Source organism: Catellatospora sp. NPDC049111, from assembly GCF_040648615.1.
Taxonomy (GTDB): Bacteria; Actinomycetota; Actinomycetes; order Mycobacteriales; family Micromonosporaceae; genus Catellatospora; species Catellatospora aurea.
Map to the genome: position 1 here is coordinate 272,810 of NZ_JBEZEB010000006.1, position 12,857 is coordinate 285,666.

The window sequence follows — 12,857 nt, forward strand, 5'->3', positions numbered from 1 at the left end:
TCGTGTCCGAAACCCCTCTGTGGCTGCAGGGCCGCACCGCCGTCATCGACGCCGCCGACCAGTCGGCCTGGCGTGACGGCAAGACCCCCGACTACCACCTGTCCCACGAAGTCATGCCGGGCCAGCGCAGCACCCAGCACGCGCCCGACTCGCTCGAGGCGATCGTGGAGAGCATCGTCCAGGTCTTCGAGATGGAGGTCTCGTACAAGAAGGACCCGGCGACCTGGGTCTCCATGGTGACCGAGCACTTCCGGACCAACGTCAACGGCGGGGCGTGGGCCAGCGCCCAGGACATCGCCGACATCGGCAGCTACAACATCCTCATCGGCGACAGCCCGTTCTACCGCAGCGGCCAGGAGTCGTTCGACTCCTCGCACCACATCTTCCACAAGGCGTTCCCGGGCGGGTTCTACTGGGAGGTCCTGGAGGTCATCAGCCCGCCGCCGGTCGTCACGTTCAAGTGGCGGCACTGGGGCGCGTTCGAGGGCGAGTACCACGGCCACCAGCCCGACGGCAAGACGATCGAGATGTTCGGGATCAGCGTCGCCAAGGTCAGCGACGACCTGAAGCTGGTCGAGGTCGAGCACTACTACGACCCGAACCAGTTCCTCGGCAAGCTCACCGGTGGCTGCCCGGTCGCGCACTGACGAACCCCACGGCGGGCCATCCGACTTCGGTCGGGTGGCCCGCCGTCGCGTTCCCTCCGACGGCCGTTCCGGCACCGCTCCGGCGTCGTCCGGTGTCGTCCGGACCCTCGGCTGTTCGGCACCATGCGACCAGGGTCGATGCGGGACCCTTCCGGAGTTTGCCGAGCGCGGGCCACCGACCCGCGGTGACCGGGTTCATTGGGTTCCTACTGCAACCGGGTACGGGTCGACTTCTACATGAACGCCGACCCGAGCGACGAATACCACTCGTTCAAGGTCTGGCTCAACGTCAACGGGAGCTGGTACCTCGTGGGATCCGGACGCCTCGACCACAAGGGCAACTACTGCTGCTGGTACCGGAACACCGACAGCGTCTCGGATTCCCTGAGTTTGTCTGAGCTTTTCAAACGTTCCGGGCGTGGCGTGGCGTGTCGTGCCGGGTCCGAAGTCTCCGCTGCGGGGGATGACGGGCGTGGCGCGGACGTGGTGGAAGCCGGTCCGGTGGTGCTGTGGGTTCAGGGGATCTTGTTCAGGACCTGCTGCCGCCGCCCGGGGGTGGTGGTTCTTGGGTTCCTGCCCCGCCGGACGCTGGCCACCCGAGGGTGGGGCGGGGACCGTGCGCCGGTCGGGCACGCGGTGGGAAAGCCTGGAGGTGGACGGTCGTCTCGGTGTCGGGCCGGTCTTGCCGGGCCGGGCGGTGACCGTGCGTTGACTTGCGCGGTGGGGGGCGGGGCGTCGGGCGGTGGCGACGTTGCCCTCGACGACGGTTGTGGTGGTGTGTCTGCCGGTGGTGCGGTCGGTGCGTACGTGGTGCTGGGCCAGCAGCCCGCGGGCGGTGATGCGCATGGCGGCGGCGTGGTCGCGGTCGGTGGACAGGGCGCAGCGGGGGCAGGTCGCCCACTTCCAGCCCGGCTGGTGTGTCCGGTCGGGGCGCTCACGTGGGCGAGTTCGCTGTGTCCGGTGCCGCAGCGGGGAAGCCGCGGGCCGGGACGGTCACGACCGCGAGGCCGGCCTTGGCGGCCAGATGCACGATCGCGTCGATGACGGTGCCGCGGACCTGGCCGGACAGGCGGGCGTTGCCCTTGCGCCTGCCGCGGGCCTGCAGAGTGGCCAGATCCTCGATGTAGACGACCGTCGTGTGCAGCGCGGTGGCCTGGTCGACCGCCCAGCGGGCCGCTGACCAGGCGAGGGTCTTGTTCAGCTGTCGGATGCGGGTGCAGACCCGGTCGTGTTCGGTGCTGGTGCGGACGGCCAGCGCCTGTAGCTTTGCGGTGCGGGAATCGGTCGCGGCCAGCCCGGCCAGCAGCGCCGTGTAGTGCGTGCGTTTGGTGGCGAGGTGTTCGCGGTGGCCGCGTAGACGGTGGAGTTTGGCGGAGATCGCGGTGGCGTCGTAGCGCAGCGCCCGCCCGTCAGTGACGACCCGGCCCTGCTCGCTCAGGCGGCCGACCGTACCGGTGAGCAGCGTGTTGACGCCCCAGTCCAGGCCGAGCGCGACCCGGTGCCCGGTCGGTTTGGCGGCCGTGACGGTGATCCGGTGCGGCAGGTCGACCCTGACCCGGTGCCCGATCATCGTGCGTGACACGCACCACGGTGAACCGGCCCTCCGCAGCCTGCTTGAGCAGCTTGTCCAACCCAGGTCGTCGTTCCCTCAACCCCGACGCCCGGTCCTTGAACACAGCCACGACCGTCGAGGTGGCCGTGCGCCGAAGTTCGTCTTCCTGCGCAGCCAGCGAGGTCTCCTGCCCGCTCGAGCCGGATACCCGGATGTAGAAGGCCTCGACACGCGCCCGCGTGAGTGGCCCCGCCCCGGCCAGCGCGTCCAGATCGGCTTCGTCGAACCGCCGTTCCGGCCGCACCTGCCCGATCCAGCAGAACCGCACCTGACCCTCATCAGCCCAACGGCGAAACGTCACCGGATGAACCCCCAGCCGTTCGGCGGCAACAGCCAGACGCCAGAGAGCTACCGCACGATAGTAGAGAAACGCAGACACGCTTAGCAAACACAATGGACAGTGCTAACCCTGCCCAACATCTGGTACACGGTGTACTCCGAGATCGACGTCTACAACAGCTCGGGCAGCTACCGCCTCAGCTCGACCAGTCCGTCGGCCCGCTACGTGAACTGACGGGCGCGGCCCTGGTGCGGGATTCCCTCCCCGCCAGGGCCGTACGAGGCCACCCGCCGCGAGCGTGTCCGGTGCCGTCCGGCGCGCCGGCCATCCGCACCCTGAGGACCAGCGACGACGCCTCCGGAATCCGGAAACTGTCGGAGTTCGCTGATCCGCGCCACACGAACCGATCTGCTGGGGCATCCGACGACAGGAGCCGCGCATGACCGGATCGCAAGCCCGCGTGGTGGCGCGATGAACGCCCAAGGCTTGATCCTGCTCATCGCACCGCCGGCGATGGGTGCCGCCATCGGCTACCTGTGCGGTGGCCGCCTCGCCGGCCTGCGCGACCTCAGGCTGTCGGCCCTGTGGCTGCTGTGGCTGGCCGCCGCCGTGCAGGCGGCGCAGTACTACGTGACGCCCCTGCGGCACCCCGCCCTGCTGATCCTCGTATTCGGCCTGGTCCTGTGGTGGCTGGCCCTGAACCTCAACGCCTGGCCGCTCGCGATCCGTGTCGCCGGCGTCGCCATCACGGTCGGCGCGCTCGCCAATGGACTGGCCATCGCCCTCAACGGGCGTATGCCGTACGAGCCGACAGCAGCCGAGGCGGTCGGCCTGCGACCGGGACTGACCACGCCCAAGAACGCGCCCGCCGACGACGCGACCCGGCTCGCGTTCCTGGGCGACACGATCCCCGTCCCGCCCCTGAGCAAGGTCGTCAGTCCCGGCGACCTGCTCATCGGTGCCGGGACCGTCGCGCTGACGGCGCTCGCGATGCGCCTCCGCCGCGACCGACCCGATCCGCAAGCCCAGACCGTCAAGGGAGGTGAATCATGACCCTGGCCATCAACTGGAACCGGGCCGCCTACGCGCTGCTCACCCTCGCATCGCTGGCCCTGCTGCTGTACACGATCGGCGCGCCGATGACGGAAGGGAGCTAGGAGCAGTCATGCGAATCCGCATCATCGTGACACTGGTCTCGCTGGCCGCCCTGCTCTACACGGTCGGCGCTCCGGTGACGGAAGGAAGCTAGGACGCGTCATGCGAATCCGCATCATCGTGACACTGGCCGCGCTGGCCACCCTGCTCTACACGGTCGGCGCGCCACACGAACACGGAGGCTGAGCATGCGCATCCGCGTCACGCTGACCCTCGCGTCGCTGGCGACGCTGCTCTACACGATCGGCGCCCCGTTCAACCACGGCGGCTGATCCCGCTCGGTGCGGGCGGCGTCACCGCCGCCCGCACCGTCCTCGTTCTGCCCGGCCGGCCCTTGCCGGGGCGGTGCGTCTCGTGATCGAGTGCCCGGATGGCCGACGACTGGGACGAGCGCTTCGGCTGGGCCTGGGATCTGATCAGCGAGGACCCCGCCCGGCGGGACTCCGCGCACCTGCGGCTCGACGGGCTCCGCATGGCCAGGGCCGCCGCCGTCACCCGGCAGGAGTATGAGGAGGCGAGCCGCCGGCTGCTGCCCGACGGGCTGTGGACCGGGTCCTGGCCGGGCCTGGCCCGGCTGCCGCGCGCCGTGCGCTACCGCCTGCTCTACCTGGACTGGGAGATGCGGTTCCCACACGAGTGGGCCTGGCACGCGAAGTCCTGGAGTACGAAGACGAGCCTGCTGCGGACCTTCCACCAGCACGTGGACGAGCTGTCGGGCTGGATCCGGACGGTGCTGACCGACCTGGTGCTGCTGGCCGTGGCCCGGCCGCACCGGCTCGGCGACGAGCGTTATGCCCGGCTGGCGCGGGTGCTGGCCGACGACCCGCTGCGCGACCGGCTGCGGGAGCTGGGCGAGCACGCCGACGAGGGGGTACGCCTGCGGGCCGGTTACCTGACCTGGGTGGTCGGCACACGCGGTCTGCCCGAGCCCAAACCGAGCCAGTGGCGCGAATACCTGACGCGGCAGGGGCTGACCGAGCGGCCGGCGGAGCGGTCCCTGCTGATCCTGTCCGAGATCGACGCGGGGCGCGTGCCGATCCTGGTGCGCTGTCCTCGGTGCGCCGGCCCGGCCGAGGTCGCGTGCCCCGCGCCCGGTCCGGCCCGGCCGGCGTGGCGGGTGACCTGCTCCCACTGTCCGCACACCGCGACGCGTAGGCCGGAGTTCAAGCAGGGCAACCGCTGGGACGGCAGCGTCGTGTACGACCCGGTGTTCCGCCTGCCGCTGTGGTTGCAGCAGCCCTGCGCCGGCCGGCGGCTGTGGGCGTACGGGACAGGCCATCTGGAAGCGATCGAGCAGCACCTGCGCGCCCGGGTGCGCCTGGCCAACGGCGGCGCCTACCTGCCCGCGTACCAGGTGGAGCTGCCGGACTGGATGATGCCGCTCGAGCGGCGCGACGAGCTGCTGGCCGGCATCGCCGCGCTGCGCGCCACCGTCCCCGCGACGGGCTGACCGGAACACGTCCGCCGGGGCACGGGAACTGTTTCAGACCCCACCGCGGCGCGTCACCCGCCGGGGTGAGTGCTATGTCCCCGTATGGCTGGAGGTGCCAGGATCCGGACAGCACCGTCCACCGTCGAGGGAGTCGTCGATGCGCCCGTCCCGCCTGCTGATCGCCTGCACCGTCGCCCTGATCGCCGCTACGGCCGTGCCCGGCGCCGGGCACGCCACCGGTCCCGACCCGGGCACCGTCTACATCAGCAGCATCACCTACGGCGGCACCGGATGCCCGAACGGCAGCGCGTCCACGTCGCTCAGCGCCGACCGGACCGCCGCCACGATGATCTTCGACGTGTTTGTCGCGTCCACCGGCACCGGCGTCCCGGTCACCGAGCGGCGCAAGTACTGCCAGGTGAACCTCAACCTGCACATCCCGCGGTCACTGGCCTGGCTGGCCACCGTGAAGATCGACCATCGTGGGTACGTGCAGGTCCCGGCCGGCATGACCGGAAGCCGTGGCGACGCGTTCCACTCCCCTGACCTGGTGCTCGGCACACCGGCGCAGTCCAGCTTCGCCGGGCCGGTCGCCAAGGACTACCTGGTCTCCGACACCTACCTGCAGGCCCCGCTGACGAGCACGCTGTGCGTATCGGAGACGGTGCGCCCGGACAACGTCAACACCCAGGTGCGCCTGGACGGGGGCAGTGGCAGCGGCCAGATCACCCTGGACTCGCTCGACTTCCGCGTCACCACCACCCAGCTGCTGCCCTGCCCGCACTGACCTGCCCGGCTCAGGCCAGCGCCAGGACAGCGTGGTCTGTCGCGACGTACAGCACGCCGTCGGCGAGGGTGAGCGGAGGCTGCGGCTCGTCGTACTCGCCGGGAACCGCCGCGGACCAGCTGGTCGGCTCGTCCAAGGTCACATCCCAGCGGGGTACGCCGGTGGCGGCGTCGACCGCATGCAGCCGCCCGCCCTCGGTGGCGAGGTGGAGGGTCTGGTCGGCCAGCAGCGGTGTGTCCACCACCGGGGTCGGGAATCGACGGCTCCACCGCACCCGTCCGGAGCCGGGTTCCAGGGCGTGGATCGCGTCTGCGCTGGTGCAGTAGATCAGACCTGCCCCGAACACCGGAGCCGAGCCGAAGCAGCCACCGATCCCGGCTTCGGCCGGCTCTTTCAGCGCGACCCGCTCCCCACCGGTTGCCGGATCGAATCCGACCAGCGACAGCGCCGCCGTACCGGTGCCGTCGCACCACCGTTCGCGGACCACCCACACCAGGCCCCGCGCATAAACCGGACGGTTCGGCGCGACCTGCAGCTGATCACCTTCGCAGTCGTCGTGTCCACACGTGACGAACTCCTCGTGAAAGCCCCACCGCAGCGCGCCGCTGTCCACATCGAAGGCGTGCAGGCCGCCGTGCGTGCGATTGCCCTCGAACCCCTCGGTCACGAACATCCGGCCGTCGGCCACCGCGGGAAACGTCGCCAGCAGGCCGAACCCGTAGTGGCCGGCGACATCGCCGACCGTGTCCACGCTGCTCCACCGCCTGCCACCGGCGGGCAGCTGGTAGGCGGCGACCGCGGCCAGGTCGTGCAGCACGACGACGGCGTCGCCGAGCAGAACCGCATGATGGCCGCTGATCTCCGGTATCGACCACCGCACCTGCCCGGTGCGCCGGTCGTGCGCGAAGACCTGTTCGCCCGCTTCGGCCAGCACCAGCTCCGCCGACACCGCCGGCAGCGCCGCCACCGAGGACAGGGCCGACGTGCCGTCCCGATGGCGCAGGTCGTGCCGGCTCTGCCAGAGAGTGCCACCGTCGGCGACGCCGATCGCGCACACGTGGCCGTCGGCGTCACCGAGGTAGGCCACCCCGCCGTCGACGGTCGGCAGTGCCGGTCCGTCGCCCGGCGTGGTCAGCCGCCTGCGCACACGCGGCTGATCCACCACACCGGGGCCTCGGCAGACCCCTGTTCGCGCCACATCCCCGGACGGCAGATTCGCCATCGCAGTCCACCACCTGTCCCGGCTCTCGCCGGACCGCATCGGTCCGCACGACCGACGCACAGTACCGAGCACGAGTGCGGCGGTGGGACCGGGACGCACCGTCGGCCTAATCCACCGAATACGTGTTGTACCGCTCATTCATCGACACGTGGGGCAGCGCCGAGCGGCGGGAAATACGATGTACCGAGGATGACAGTTCCGGTCCGCCGATCGCGGCGCTCGCCGCCACCGGCTCGGCCACCGAGACAGCTCGAATATATCGAGCCGGCCGACCGGGAACTGAGGAGTCCGCAGATGTACCGAACACGCCGCCTGACGCTGGTCGCGGCGATGATCGCCGGGGCACTCACGCCCGCGGTCGCCGCGTCCGCGTCGAACGAGCCGGCGCCGTCCTATGCGGCAGCGCCGTGCCCGAAGCCGAACATCCCGGAACTCGGTCCCAGCGCCGACCTCCCGTCGGGGATCACCTGCGGGTATCTGACCGTGCCCGAGGACCGCAGCCGCCCGGACAGCCGGATGATCCGCGTCGCGGTGGCCCACGCCAAGGCGGTCTCGGCGACGCCGAAGCCGGACCCGATCGTCTTCCTGACGCACGGTCCGGGTGGCGTCGCGTTCCTCGACGCGGTGCGCGAGGTCGGCGCGGGCATGAACGCCGACCGGGACGTCTACTTCGTCGCCCAGCGCGGCAACTACCACTCCGACCCGCAGCTCACCTGCCCCGACTACGATCGCTTCGCCGACGGCACCGCGCTGGGCCTGAAGTTCGCGGCCCCGTCCACCGGCGCGCAGAACCTGGCCGCGGTCAAGGCCTGCCGTGACAAGCTCGCGGCCACCGGCGCGCACCTGGCGTCGTACAACACGGTGGAGAACGCGGCGGACATCGCCGACCTGCGCACGGCGCTGGGATCGAGCAGTGGAACGTCTACTCGGTGTCCTACGGCACGAACGTGGCCCAGGTGCTGCTGCGCGACCACCCGGAGGGCATCCGCAGCATGGTGCTCGACTCGGTGTCGCCGATCGACCAGAACCTGCTCACCCACGGGTGGCCGGCCGCGGCGGGCATGTATCAGGCGATCTTCGACGCCTGCGCGAGCCAGCCGAAGTGCGCCGCCGCCTATCCCGATCTGAAGGCCGAGTTCACCGCCGCCGTCAACCGGCTCGACCAGACACCGCTCCAGGTGACCGTGAACGACGCCGCGGGCAGGCCGGTGCAGGTGGTCATCGACGGGTACACCCTCGCCTGGCTGGTGACGGGCCAGAGCTACACGGGCCCGAGCGGGTTCGCGACGATCCCCAGCATGATCCATACGGCGGCCCGGGGAGACGGGCGGGAGGCCGCCGCGGCCCGGCTGGCCCGGGTCGCTCCGCCGGGGCTGGCCGGCTACGGACTGGGTTTCGGGGCGTACTGCCGCGAGATGGCGTCGTGGAGTTCCACCGAGGACGTCGCCGCGGCGGGCAAGGCGGCGCTGCCGGGCTTCCCCGACGACGTCCTTCGGCTGATCATGGTGCCCGGCCGGCTGTTCGCCGAGTGTGCGGCCTGGGATGTCGGCAGCGCCACGGCGGCCGAACGCGCCCCGGTCGTCAGCGACGTGCCGTCGCTGCTCATGGGCGGCGCGATGGACGGGGTAACGCCGGCCGCGTGGACGGAGGTCGTGGCCAAGGGCCTGCGCAATTCCGAGACGATCGCGATCCCGGGGGCCGGCCACGACGTGATCGCGCAGTCGCCGTGTGCACGATCGATGATGGACGCCTTCTTCGACGACCCGACCCGGCCCGTCGACCGGGCCTGCCTCAACGAGATCACCATTCCGCCCTTCAAGACGCCCTGACGCGCGGGAACGACCCCCGGCGGGCCGTTCGCCGTGCCACAGTGGTGCGGTAGCGCCGTACGCAGCGCATACGGCTGCCGGCGGCGGATCCGCGGGTGACGCGTTCAGGAGGCTCGACCATGGCCGACAAACCGCCGCTGCCGCCGTTCGACCATGCTGCGGCGCTGACGAAGGTGCAGGCCGCCGAGGACGCGTGGAACACCCGCGACCCGGAACGCGTCGCGCTGGCGTACACCGAGGACTCCGTGTGGCGCAACCGGGACATGTTCCTCACCGGCCGTCCCGCGATCATCGAATTCCTGCGCGGCAAGTGGGCGCGCGAGCTGGACTACGCGCTGCGCAAGAACCTGTGGGCGTTCGGCGACAACCGGATCGCGGTGCGTTTCCAGTACGAGTCCCATGACGCCGCCGGGCAGTGGTGGCGCAGTTACGGCAACGAGCTGTGGGAGTTCGACGAGCACGGCCTGATGCGCCGCCGGGAGGCCAGCATCAACGACCTGCCGATCACCGCATCGGAGCGGACCATCTTCGGGCCGCGACCGCCCGAGGACCACGGCAAGGAGCAGCCGATCCGGTGACTGTTCGCCCGGCTCGCACGATGGCCGGCGAAACCCGCGAGGGGTGCGCCAGCCATCGTGGTCGTCATACCGTCAGGCAGGGCAGCCCGTTGAGCGTGAAGGCGGCCGGGCTGGGATTGCTCCCGCTCCAGGCGGCCTGGAACCCGAAGGACTGCGAGCCGCCGCCCGCACCGATGGTCGCGTTGTAGCCGAGGTTCGCGACCTGCACGGCGGCACCGGTCTGGGCGTGGGCACCGTTCCACAGGTTGGTGATCTGCTGGCTGCCCGCGTACGTCCAGCGCAGGGTCCAGCCGGTGATCGCCGCCGGGCCCGTGTTGGTGATCCGCACGTCGGCGTTGAACGCACCGGTCCACTGGCTGGTGACGCGGTAGGTCACCGTGCAGGCCGGTGGCGTCGGGACGCCGGTCGTCGTGACCGGCAGCGGCGGCTGGGACACCGGGGACTGGTTGCCTACGGCGTCGACCGCCGCGACGGCGAAGCCGTACGTGGTGGCGGGGCCGAGCCCGGTAACGACGACGGTGCGGGACGTCGTGGTCGCCACGAGGATCAGCTGCCCGCTGCTCTGCGACCGGTAGACCCGGAACAGCGCGAAGTCGCCCCACATCGGGCCCTGCCAGCTCAGGCGCACGGAGTTGTCGGTGATCTCGGAGGCGGTCAGCGAGAAGACCGGCCCCGGCGGTTCCAGGTCCCCCGGCAGGGTGGTCACCTTGAGCGCCCCGGAGGGCGTCGACCGGTTGCCGGCCGCGTCGAAGGCGACGACGTAGAACCGGTTCACCGAGCCGCGCGGCAGGCCGGTGACCGTGGCGGTGGTGCTGGTCGGGCTGGCGACCCGGATGACGTAGTCCGTGTACTGACGCCAGACCTCGTAATGGTCCACGCCGACGTCGTCGCTGGACGGGGTCCAGGTCAGGACCACGCTGGTCTCGGTGAGCTCGGATGCGACCGGTGTCCCGGGCGCGGTGGGGGCGGTGGTGTCGGCGGCCGCCTGTGCGGCGGGCGCCGGCGCCAGCGACATCGCGGCGGCGACGAGGACGGTGAGCACGGCGTGGGACCACCGCGGTCTCAGGTGGGATGCGGGCATGGCAGTCGTCTCCGGCAAGGTGAGAAGTCAGCAGTACGGATCACCCGTGCAACGGCCCGCCCTGTAGGCAGCATAGGCGCAAACGGCCCACCTGTCATCGACTATCATCACTGGTTTCCATCGGTTCCGTTCCGGAATCGGCCCCACCGAACCGGTCGCCCGGACGGTAACCACTGGCATGAGAGCCATCACGACCGCCACCCGTGGCCTGGTCGCCGCCGTCCTGCTCGCCGTCGCCGCCGGATGCGGCCAGGGCACCGCGTCGCCGCCGCCGCTCGACCCGACCGCGGCGGCCCGCCAGCGCGTGATCGACACCGCGAACTTCGACTGCCTGGACGAGCACGGCCCGGTGGTCGCGATCACCGACGCCGCGCAGGAGATGACGGCAGCGATCCAGGTCGGCACGGGCGACACCGCCGTCGTCCTGCTGCACCAGGTGGACGGCACCGCCTGTCAGTGGTACGCGTTCGCGCTGCTCCTGGCGCAGCGCGGCTACCGGGCGATGGCCCCGGACATCACCTCCAGCGACGCCGTCGAGGTCACCCAGGCCGGTATCGCGCAGTTGCGCAAGGAGGGAGCCAAGCGCGTCATCGTCATCGGCGCCTCGCGCGGCGGGACCATCGCCCTGGCGGCGGCCGCCGGCACCACCCCGCCGGTCGACGGTGTGGTCACCCTGTCCGCCCCCACTGTGTACGGCGCCGACGCGCTGACCGCCGTCACCAAACTGGACGTGCCGACCGTGCTCGTCGCGGGCGACCTGGACGGGAACTTCGCCGCCCACGCCAAGGAGCTGTACGGCCTGTCGATCGCCAAGCACAAGAAGCTGATCATCCGGTCCACCGTGAGCCACGGTGTGACCCTGCTCAGCGGCGACATCGAGGACACCGTGCTGGCGTTCCTCGTCGATCCGGTGGCTACCGCCGACGCCCCTGACCCCGCGTAGCGATGCCGCTAGACCGCCATAACGGAAACCGGGCATGAGAAGCCCGCCGCAATGGGCTCGGCAGACAGTCCAGACGGACGGGACAAACGCATGCCGACCATCGCTGAACCCGCTGGACCGTTCAGGCTCCCTCGAATCGTTCGTTGATCCGCACGTGCCGGACGGCCAGCTGGTTCTGCATGGCAAGAGCATTGAGCAGGTCGACGAAACCCGTCTCGTAAAGCATCCGTACGGGCCGGAAACGCCCACGGTACAGAACGCCGTCGGGTCCTTCATCGTCCCTGACGTTGAGCAGCAGCGTGTCAATCGACGGCAGCGGCACGACGTCGATCATGAATTCCATACCGTAGGGGACGCGATAGGCTTCCGGCGTCTCATGACGGACCCGGTCTCGCACCATTGCCGAGAAGGGAATCAGGACCAGTGCACGGTCGGTCAGGTTCCACGACATCCTGTTGACCCCGTATCGCGTATATGCGAGCGCCATCGGCATGGCGGCGACGGCGGGCGACAGGTCCGGCTGCTCCCAGGCATAGGCAAGGATGCCTTCATCGCGCTCCAGTAACCCCTGCCGTCGCAGATCCCTGACCGACGCGGCCATCGCCATCTTGTACAGAAATCCCACCGCGATCGACCTGCCGTCCTTCATGAAATCTGCTGGCCGTCCCGGCCCTCAAACGAGGCGAAAGTTCTGTCGAGCTGGTCGTCTAGATCACGTGGGGCTGGACGCCGAGCACCCGATAGGGGTGGTCACCCGCTCGGTCGCAGTAATAGGCGACTTCCATCGCCAGCCCCAAGGATGCGCGCAACTCGGCCGGCACCGAGTCCGGCATTTGGGTGCGATGAAAAGCGAGTGCGGTATGGATGGCCATGTGCGTCGATCCATCCGGCACCCGCCACTCCTTCTCGACAGCGCTAAGCACTCGCCCGAGATGGGCGTAGAACAGCAACAGGCCTGCGGCTTCCTCGGGTGGCTCGACCAGTTCCGAAACGGCGATCACGGTCAGAGAGGCTATGAACAGATTGAGATCTGGCGCCTCCGGCTCGGCCTCGATCGTCGCGGCGGCGCTCTCACCCGACAACTTCACCAACTCGAGAACCTGTTCGATCCGTTCGCGACCGCCCTTGTTGAGCCATGCGAAATCTGTCATCCGCATGAGGCCAGGCCTCGGCGTCGTCAGCGGAACGAAATCTTTTCGGCGTCCGAACAGGCCCATTCGCCTACCATCTGTAGTGATCCGTCGTGAGGAATGCGCGCCAGCATATGCCCGAATCACGGTGCGGAAAAGAT

At 70.0% G+C, this 12,857-nt stretch carries 14 protein-coding genes and 1 pseudogene; 8 read left to right on the forward strand and 7 right to left on the reverse strand.

Annotation, left to right across the window (positions count from 1 at the left end):
* Positions 1–2 precede the first annotated feature (2 nt).
* Positions 3–647, forward strand: a complete 645-nt coding sequence (locus AB0B66_RS11850; RefSeq protein WP_360526930.1) for a SnoaL-like polyketide cyclase — start codon at positions 3–5, stop codon at positions 645–647.
* Between the two features lie 934 nt (positions 648–1,581).
* Here the strand turns inward: AB0B66_RS11850 and AB0B66_RS11855 are convergent.
* Both AB0B66_RS11855 and AB0B66_RS11860 read right to left on the reverse strand, forming a co-directional pair.
* Positions 1,582–2,229, reverse strand: a complete 648-nt coding sequence (locus AB0B66_RS11855) for a hypothetical protein (RefSeq protein WP_360526933.1) — start codon at positions 2,227–2,229, stop codon at positions 1,582–1,584.
* 40 nt (positions 2,230–2,269) lie between these two features.
* Positions 2,270–2,638 (reverse strand): annotated as a pseudogene (locus tag AB0B66_RS11860) (recombinase family protein); the annotation flags it as partial.
* Between the two features lie 372 nt (positions 2,639–3,010).
* Between AB0B66_RS11860 and AB0B66_RS11865 the strand changes: the two are divergent.
* The 3 genes from AB0B66_RS11865 (at position 3,011) to AB0B66_RS11875 (ending at position 5,913) form a co-directional block, all read left to right on the forward strand.
* Positions 3,011–3,592 (forward strand): DUF5317 family protein, encoded by a 582-nt coding sequence (locus AB0B66_RS11865; RefSeq protein WP_360526936.1) that lies wholly within the window; start codon positions 3,011–3,013, stop codon positions 3,590–3,592.
* A 472-nt stretch (positions 3,593–4,064) separates the two neighbouring features.
* Positions 4,065–5,144 carry a hypothetical protein gene (locus AB0B66_RS11870; RefSeq protein ID WP_360526939.1) on the forward strand — a complete coding sequence of 360 codons (1,080 nt, stop codon included), beginning with the start codon at positions 4,065–4,067 and terminating at the stop codon, positions 5,142–5,144.
* 139 nt (positions 5,145–5,283) lie between these two features.
* The gene (locus AB0B66_RS11875; protein ID WP_360526942.1) at positions 5,284–5,913 is read left to right on the forward strand and encodes a DUF4360 domain-containing protein; all 630 of its coding nucleotides are present in this window, start codon (positions 5,284–5,286) and stop codon (positions 5,911–5,913) included.
* A 10-nt stretch (positions 5,914–5,923) separates the two neighbouring features.
* On the opposite strand, the gene AB0B66_RS11880 is transcribed toward AB0B66_RS11875, so the two are convergent.
* A complete protein-coding gene (locus AB0B66_RS11880; RefSeq protein ID WP_360526945.1) occupies positions 5,924–7,075 on the reverse strand; it encodes a PQQ-binding-like beta-propeller repeat protein in 1,152 nt (383 codons plus the stop codon).
* Positions 7,076–7,241: 166 nt separating this feature from the next.
* A complete protein-coding gene (locus AB0B66_RS11885) occupies positions 7,242–7,376 on the reverse strand; it encodes a hypothetical protein (RefSeq protein ID WP_360526948.1) in 135 nt (44 codons plus the stop codon).
* A gap of 53 nt (positions 7,377–7,429) precedes the next feature.
* On the opposite strand from AB0B66_RS11885, the gene AB0B66_RS11890 reads away from it, so the two are divergent.
* The 3 genes from AB0B66_RS11890 to AB0B66_RS11900 all read left to right on the forward strand — a co-directional run bounded on the left by AB0B66_RS11890 (position 7,430) and on the right by AB0B66_RS11900 (position 9,542).
* Positions 7,430–8,263 (forward strand): hypothetical protein, encoded by an 834-nt coding sequence (locus AB0B66_RS11890; RefSeq protein ID WP_360526951.1) that lies wholly within the window; start codon positions 7,430–7,432, stop codon positions 8,261–8,263.
* 374 nt (positions 8,264–8,637) lie between these two features.
* On the forward strand, positions 8,638–8,964 hold the full coding sequence (locus tag AB0B66_RS11895) for an alpha/beta hydrolase (protein ID WP_360527235.1): 327 nt from the start codon (positions 8,638–8,640) through the stop codon (positions 8,962–8,964).
* A gap of 119 nt (positions 8,965–9,083) precedes the next feature.
* Entirely contained in the window at positions 9,084–9,542 is a 459-nt protein-coding gene (locus tag AB0B66_RS11900) for a nuclear transport factor 2 family protein (protein WP_360526954.1), read from the forward strand.
* 64 nt (positions 9,543–9,606) lie between these two features.
* Here the strand turns inward: AB0B66_RS11900 and AB0B66_RS11905 are convergent, their stop codons facing one another.
* Positions 9,607–10,584 carry a cellulose binding domain-containing protein gene (locus AB0B66_RS11905; protein ID WP_360526957.1) on the reverse strand — a complete coding sequence of 326 codons (978 nt, stop codon included), beginning with the start codon at positions 10,582–10,584 and terminating at the stop codon, positions 9,607–9,609.
* A 217-nt stretch (positions 10,585–10,801) separates the two neighbouring features.
* Between AB0B66_RS11905 and AB0B66_RS11910 the strand changes: the two genes are divergently transcribed.
* Entirely contained in the window at positions 10,802–11,566 is a 765-nt protein-coding gene (locus AB0B66_RS11910) for a hypothetical protein (RefSeq protein WP_360526960.1), read from the forward strand.
* Between the two features lie 121 nt (positions 11,567–11,687).
* Here the strand turns inward: AB0B66_RS11910 and AB0B66_RS11915 are convergent, their stop codons facing one another.
* Together AB0B66_RS11915 and AB0B66_RS11920 are read right to left on the reverse strand one after the other, a co-directional pair.
* Complete coding sequence (locus tag AB0B66_RS11915) at positions 11,688–12,215, reverse strand: hypothetical protein (protein ID WP_360526963.1); 528 nt, start codon at positions 12,213–12,215, stop codon at positions 11,688–11,690.
* A 58-nt stretch (positions 12,216–12,273) separates the two neighbouring features.
* Positions 12,274–12,783 (reverse strand): hypothetical protein, encoded by a 510-nt coding sequence (locus AB0B66_RS11920; protein ID WP_360526966.1) that lies wholly within the window; start codon positions 12,781–12,783, stop codon positions 12,274–12,276.
* Positions 12,784–12,857: the final 74 nt, after the last annotated feature.

Coding starts and splice junctions, on each gene's coding strand:
- AB0B66_RS11875 (WP_360526942.1), top strand. CDS start 5,284: ATGCGCCCGTCCCGCCTGCTGATCGCCTGCACCGTCGCCCTGATCGCC.
- AB0B66_RS11865 (WP_360526936.1), top strand. CDS start 3,011: ATGAACGCCCAAGGCTTGATCCTGCTCATCGCACCGCCGGCGATGGGT.
- AB0B66_RS11920 (WP_360526966.1), bottom strand. CDS start 12,783: ATGGGCCTGTTCGGACGCCGAAAAGATTTCGTTCCGCTGACGACGCCG.
- AB0B66_RS11910 (WP_360526960.1), top strand. CDS start 10,802: ATGAGAGCCATCACGACCGCCACCCGTGGCCTGGTCGCCGCCGTCCTG.
- AB0B66_RS11915 (WP_360526963.1), bottom strand. CDS start 12,215: ATGAAGGACGGCAGGTCGATCGCGGTGGGATTTCTGTACAAGATGGCG.
- AB0B66_RS11900 (WP_360526954.1), top strand. CDS start 9,084: ATGGCCGACAAACCGCCGCTGCCGCCGTTCGACCATGCTGCGGCGCTG.
- AB0B66_RS11870 (WP_360526939.1), top strand. CDS start 4,065: ATGGCCGACGACTGGGACGAGCGCTTCGGCTGGGCCTGGGATCTGATC.
- AB0B66_RS11890 (WP_360526951.1), top strand. CDS start 7,430: ATGTACCGAACACGCCGCCTGACGCTGGTCGCGGCGATGATCGCCGGG.
- AB0B66_RS11895 (WP_360527235.1), top strand. CDS start 8,638: ATGGTGCCCGGCCGGCTGTTCGCCGAGTGTGCGGCCTGGGATGTCGGC.